This window comes from Nesterenkonia sp. CL21, from assembly GCF_031705515.1.
In the GTDB taxonomy this organism is placed as follows: Bacteria; Actinomycetota; Actinomycetes; order Actinomycetales; family Micrococcaceae; genus Nesterenkonia; species Nesterenkonia aethiopica.
On the sequence record NZ_JAUTWR010000021.1, the window covers coordinates 1 to 5,452 of the forward strand.

Genomic DNA, 5,452 nt, shown 5'->3' on the forward strand with positions numbered 1-5,452 from the left:
CACAGTGCTGACGCCCGCACGACGGCAAGGGAGCCGTCGTCGCGGGCGTCAGCTGTGTTCAGACCTTGATGAATGCCGGGCCGTTTTGGCACCGGCAGGCGTCTTGGCTAGTATGGTCTTCTGTGAAAGCCGCCAGGCGGCCGGATCAGAAACACCGGGGTGTGGCGCAGCTTGGTAGCGCGCCTCGTTCGGGACGAGGAGGTCGCAGGTTCAAATCCTGTCACCCCGACCACCAGATGAGGGGCTCGATCGTCAGATCGGGCCCCTTCGTCGTCTCTGGATATGCTGGAGTCCACTGACGATCCCCGACGAGGAGGAGGAAGTCATCGGCTCCGAGATGATCGGGCACCCGGCTGGAGGGGACCACCGGCGCCGTCGCCTCCAGGTGACCGCCTCCGCCGCATCGTTCGTCGTGCTATTCGCAGCTCTGCTGATCATCATGCTGCCCAATCCGTGGGCGCTGCTGGCAGGGCTGGTCTTCGGCGGCGCAGGAGCCGCGGCCACCTATGGCACGATGAGCGGGATGGCTCAGTCCTCCCAGCGCCGCACACAGGCGCTCACCGACGATCAGGAGAGCCTACGACAGGAGCTGGCATCCCTGACGGAGACCATCCGCACCCGGTCTGACAAGCTCCCTCCCTCCACTCAGGGGCAGCTGCGCATGATGGTCGTCGGTCTCGAGGAGATCGTGGAACGGTGGTCCACGTTGGAGCGCCTGCCGGAGCAGCAGGACGCCGTTCGCATGACCATCACGCGGCACCTCCCGCGGACATTGGAGCTGTTCCTGGAGCTCCCGGACAGTGCCAAGCCCACGCACGCCCGCGAGTTCAAGGAGCAGGTGGGGCTGCTCGCCGAGGCGGTGGCGAAGACCCGCGACACCGTCGTCGCGAAGAACCTCCAGGCGCTGCGGACCAACCGCTGGCTGTTGGAGGAATCGCTCACAGATCCGGACGAGAAGCTCTTCCGCGACCACGGCCTCTGAGGCCCCGCCCGCACCCGGAGACATCATCATGCCGCTCTCAGCCGCCGCCATCGTCGAGGCCGCGCATCGCCTGCTGCTGGACTACGGCCTTCAGGACGTGTCCATGCGTCGCCTGGCGGGAGAGCTCGGCGTCCGCCCCGGAGCGCTCTACTACCACGTGCCCAGCAAGCAGCAGCTGCTGGCCGATGTGGCCCACCGGATCCTGGCCCCGCTGGCAGATCCGCCTGGCACGGTCGGTGTGGAGGAGCTCATGCGACGCTTCCGGGCCACTGTGCTGCCCATCCGCGACGGCGCCGACCTGATGCTCATCGCCTTCGGCCTGAACTCTGGCCTGCCCCCGGTCCCAGCCCTGCGGCGCGGCCTGGAACGGCTGGGCCTGGCCTCCGGCCAGGCTCACGAGCGCGCCCAGATCGTCATGCACTTCGCCCTCGGGGCGGTGGCGGCGGAGCAGAACGCCGCCCTGCTGCACCCAACCCCGGAGGCGACTGATCGGGAGACGACTGATCGGGAGACGCCCAACCGGGAGGCGACAGGCCCGGAGACGACAAGAGGCGCAGCCCTCTACGACGAGGGGCTGCGCCTCCTGATGCCGACCGCCGACTGAGCGCCGGTCAGCCGTTGCGGATGCGGACGCTCAGTCCAGCAGCTCGTAGGCCGGCTGGGTGAGGAAGTCCTCATAGTCGGTGTCGAGGACCAGACGGCGCACGATGTCCGCAGCAGGCTCGAAGTACCGGCTGAAGGTCTCCGCGTCGGCGATCTCGCCGCGCAGCCGCTCGACCTCCTCGCCGAGCAGGCGCTCCACCAGGTCCGCGTCCACTGTGGCCCCGGTGTCCGCAGTGACGGTGCGGTTGCGGATCTGCTGCCACACCTGCGACCGGGAGATCTCCGCGGTCGCGGCGTCCTCCATGAGGTTGTGGATGGCCACCGCTCCGTTGCCCGAGAGCCAGATGGCCGTGTAGTAGACCGCCACGTAGAGGTTCATGCGCACACCGCCCTCGGTGACGTCGCCCTCCGCCTTGCCGACAGCCAGCAGATCCTCGGCGCTGACGTCGACGTCGTCGCGCTGACGGTCGATCTGGTTCGGCCGGTCACCCAGGACCGCGCCGAACTCCTCGCGGCAGATGTCCACCAGGTCCGGATGGGCGACCCAGGAGCCGTCGAATCCGTCACCGGCTTCGCGGGACTTGTCGTCACGGACCTTGCCGATCGCCTTCTCCGTGACCTCCGGCTCGCGGCGGTTGGGGATGAAGGCCGCCATGCCGCCCATGGCGAAGGCGCCGCGACGGTGGCACGTCTTCACCAGCAGCTCGGTGTAGGCGCGCATGAACGGCTGTGTCATGCCCACCTCGGCACGGTCCGGCAGGACGAACTCGGAGCCGGAGGCGCGGAAGTACTTGATGAGGGAGAACAGGTAGTCCCAGCGGCCGGCGTTGAGCCCGGAGGCGTGGTCGCGCAGCGCGTAGAGGATCTCGTCCATCTGGAACCCGGCGGGGATGGTCTCGATCAGCACGGTCGCGCGCACGGTGCCATGCGGCAGCCCCAGGCGCTCCTCGGAGAAGGTGAAGATGTCGTCCCAGAGCTTGGCCTCCGGGTGGTGCTCGATCTTCGGCAGGTAGTAGAAGGGGCCCAGGCCCTTCTCGTGGAGCAGCGTCGCATTGTGGAAGAAGTGCAGGCCGAAGTCCACGAGGGCGCCCACCGCCGGCGCGCCGTCGATCTCCAGGTGCTTCTCCGGCAGGTGCCAGCCACGGGGGCGCACGACGACGGTGGGCAGGTCCACATCATCGCGGAGCCGGTACTCCTTGCCCTCAGGAGAGGTGAACTGCAGCGTGCCGCGCGCCGCCTCGTAGAGGTTCTTCTGCGCGTCGATGACGTTGAACCAGGTGGGGGAGGAGGCGTCCTCCAGGCAGGCCAGCCAGACCTTCGCCCCGGAGTTCAGAGCGTTGATGGCCATCTTCGCCGGGGCAGGCGGGCCGGTGATCTCCACGCGGCGGTCCTGCAGGGAAGCGGGGTGCTCGGCGACCTTCCAGTCGCCGTCGCGGATCTCCTGGGTCTCGGGGAGGAAGTCGAGACGTCCAGTCTCGGCCGCCCGCTGCTGGGCTGCCCGGCGGGCCTCCAGCAGCTCGTCCCGGGTGCCGGCGAACCGGCGGTGCAGTTCCTCCACGAAGGCCAGTGCCTCATCGGTGAGGATCTGGTCCCGCCCGGGAACTGAATAGGGCTCTGTTGTCGTGATCGTCATACGAGCTGCTCCTTTGCACTCCGGTGTCTCGGACTCCGTTGTACTGCATAGTATCCACGGAACGAAATAAGTTGTCCAGATTGTGGACTTCTGGGATGGGGTAGCGGGGCGGTGTCCGAGTGGCTTGACACGGGCTGGAGAGGTGGATCACACTTGCACGTAGCGGAATAAGTTATCCACGATGCGGAAAGCAGAGGAGATGAGGGTGAGCCTCACAGAGTTCAACCGGGCGGCCGACGGCGATGCTCGCGCCCAGCTGCAATCATGCCTCAGGGTGAGTCGCTGGGTCGACGGTCTGTCGGCTCGCCGCCCCTTCTCCTCTGTCGAGGAGGCCCTCGAGCTCGCGCACACCATCGCCCATCCCCTCACCGAGGAGGAGATCGACGAGGCGCTCGCCGGTCACCCTCGGATCGGCGACCGTGACGACTCCGACACGGCCGAAGCAGCCCACTCGCGACGAGAGCAGGGCGGGCTCGGTGATGCTGACGCCGAGATCCTGCGCCGCCTCGACGCAGGCAATCGGGCCTATGAGGAGCGCTTCGGCCGGGTCTTCCTCATTCGGGCTGCTGGCCGCACCCACCAGGAGGTGCTCACCGAGCTGGAGCGCCGCCTCGACCTCGACCCCGCACAGGAGCTGGAGATCATCGGGCAGCAGCTCGAAGAGATCGCCGCCCTGCGACTGGAAGGACTTCTTCGATGAGCTACATCACAGCCCATGTCCTCGACGCCACCGCCGGAACGCCCGCGCGCGGCGTGGAGATCCAGCTGCTCAGCGCCGTCGGCCAGCAGCTGGGCGCCGCGGTCACCGACGCGGACGGCCGCGTCACGGACCTCGGCCCAGAGACCCTGGAGCCCGGTGACTACCGGGTCATCTTCGGAACGGGTGCCTATTTCTCGGCACGCGGACAGGAGAGCTTCCACCCCGTGGTGACGGTGGACTTCACCGTCAAGGCGGGGGAGGCGCACTACCACATCCCGCTGCTGCTGAGCCCGTTCGCCTATTCCACCTACCGCGGCAGCTGACCCAGGAGCTGAGGCCCCCGCGCCGCCCCTCGCGGTCAGGGAGCTCTCGGCGGCTGCCCCGCAGGCCTATTCTCAACACAAGGAGACGACCATGAGTGCAGTGCCACAGGAGACGACCAGCAGCGCAGTGCGTCTCTCGTCCAACCAGTACGGCAAGGCGGAGAACCGCGTGGTCCGCGTCTATCGGGACAGCGCACGCCACGAGCTGCGCGACCTGAATGTGACCTCGCAGCTCCACGGCGACTTCGACGCCGCCCACACCGAAGGCGACAACGGACACGTGGTGGCCACCGACACGCAGAAGAACACCATCTTCGCCAAGGCGAAGGAAGTCGGAATCAGCTCTCCCGAGCACTTCCTGCTCACCCTGGCCGACCACTTCACCGGCGAGTTCGACTGGGTCACCGGGGGACGTTGGGCGGCCGAGGAGTACGGCTGGTCCCGCATCGAGGGGCATGACCACTCCTTCTTCCGTTCGGCGCCGGAGGTGCGGACCGCTGTGCTCAAGCGCGACGGCGACCGCGACCACCTCCTGTCGGGGTTCTACGGCCTCACGGTGCTGAAGACCACCGAGTCCGGCTTCGTGGGCTATCCCAAGGACAGGTACACGACGCTGCCGGAGACCGAGGATCGCATCCTCGCCACGGACATCGCGACGCGCTGGCGCTACAACACCACCGTCGGCGTCGACTTCGAGGCGACCTATGCGAAGGTCCGGTCCATCATTCTCAGCACCTTCACCGACCACTACTCCTATGCCCTGCAGCACACGCTGTACCAGATGGGCCAGAGGGTGATCAGCGAGGTGCCCGAGATCGACGAGATTCGGTTCTCCTGCCCGAACAAGCACCACTTCGCCTATGACCTCGAGCGATTCGGTCTCGAGAACCCCAATGAGGTCTTCTATGCGGCAGACCGGCCCTACGGGCTCATCGAGGCCACCATCGCTCGGGACGGCGTCGAGGACGCGCCGGAGGCCTGGGCCGACGTCGCCGGCTACTGCTGATGACCTGACGGGGCCTGCAGCGTGGCAGGCTCCCGTCCGCTGACGGCCCGGAGGGTGCTGGGTGGGCACCCTCCGGGCTCCCTTCGTGCTGCGGAACGTGACCCGTTCTGCGGCGTCATCCGCCCGACCTCGATGGTGCCGCTGGGGCGCATCCCTGCCCTCGATCTCGGTGCCTGCTCGTCGATCCTTGGAAAGAGGTGGCTCA

General features: G+C 67.5%; 6 protein-coding genes and 1 tRNA gene. 6 read left to right on the forward strand and 1 reads right to left on the reverse strand.

Annotated features, from left to right (window positions below; translation table 11 throughout):
• Nucleotides 1-155 precede the first annotated feature (155 nt).
• From Q7C18_RS16660 to Q7C18_RS16670, 3 genes are all read left to right on the forward strand, one after another.
• Nucleotides 156-232 (forward strand) — tRNA-Pro (locus Q7C18_RS16660).
• Nucleotides 233-412: 180 nt separating this feature from the next.
• Entirely contained in the window at nt 413-982 is a 570-nt protein-coding gene (locus tag Q7C18_RS16665) for a hypothetical protein (RefSeq protein WP_311026324.1), read from the forward strand.
• A gap of 28 nt (nt 983-1,010) precedes the next feature.
• Nucleotides 1,011-1,586, forward strand: a complete 576-nt coding sequence (locus Q7C18_RS16670; RefSeq protein WP_311026325.1) for a helix-turn-helix domain-containing protein — start codon at nt 1,011-1,013, stop codon at nt 1,584-1,586.
• Nucleotides 1,587-1,616: 30 nt separating this feature from the next.
• Here the strand turns inward: Q7C18_RS16670 and aceB are convergent, their stop codons facing one another.
• Nucleotides 1,617-3,218 (reverse strand): malate synthase A, encoded by a 1,602-nt coding sequence (aceB, locus tag Q7C18_RS16675; RefSeq protein WP_311026326.1) that lies wholly within the window; start codon nt 3,216-3,218, stop codon nt 1,617-1,619.
• A gap of 205 nt (nt 3,219-3,423) precedes the next feature.
• Here aceB and uraD point away from each other — a divergent pair, with 205 nt between their 5' ends.
• From uraD to pucL, 3 genes are all read left to right on the forward strand, one after another.
• The gene (uraD, locus tag Q7C18_RS16680) at nt 3,424-3,918 is read left to right on the forward strand and encodes a 2-oxo-4-hydroxy-4-carboxy-5-ureidoimidazoline decarboxylase (protein ID WP_311026327.1); all 495 of its coding nucleotides are present in this window, start codon (nt 3,424-3,426) and stop codon (nt 3,916-3,918) included.
• Nucleotides 3,915-4,241, forward strand: a complete 327-nt coding sequence (gene uraH / locus Q7C18_RS16685; protein WP_311026328.1) for a hydroxyisourate hydrolase — start codon at nt 3,915-3,917, stop codon at nt 4,239-4,241. The genes uraD and uraH overlap by 4 nt, the downstream gene beginning before the upstream one ends.
• Before the next feature lie 91 nt (nt 4,242-4,332).
• The gene (gene pucL / locus Q7C18_RS16690; protein WP_311026329.1) at nt 4,333-5,247 is read left to right on the forward strand and encodes a factor-independent urate hydroxylase; all 915 of its coding nucleotides are present in this window, start codon (nt 4,333-4,335) and stop codon (nt 5,245-5,247) included.
• Nucleotides 5,248-5,452 lie beyond the last annotated feature (205 nt).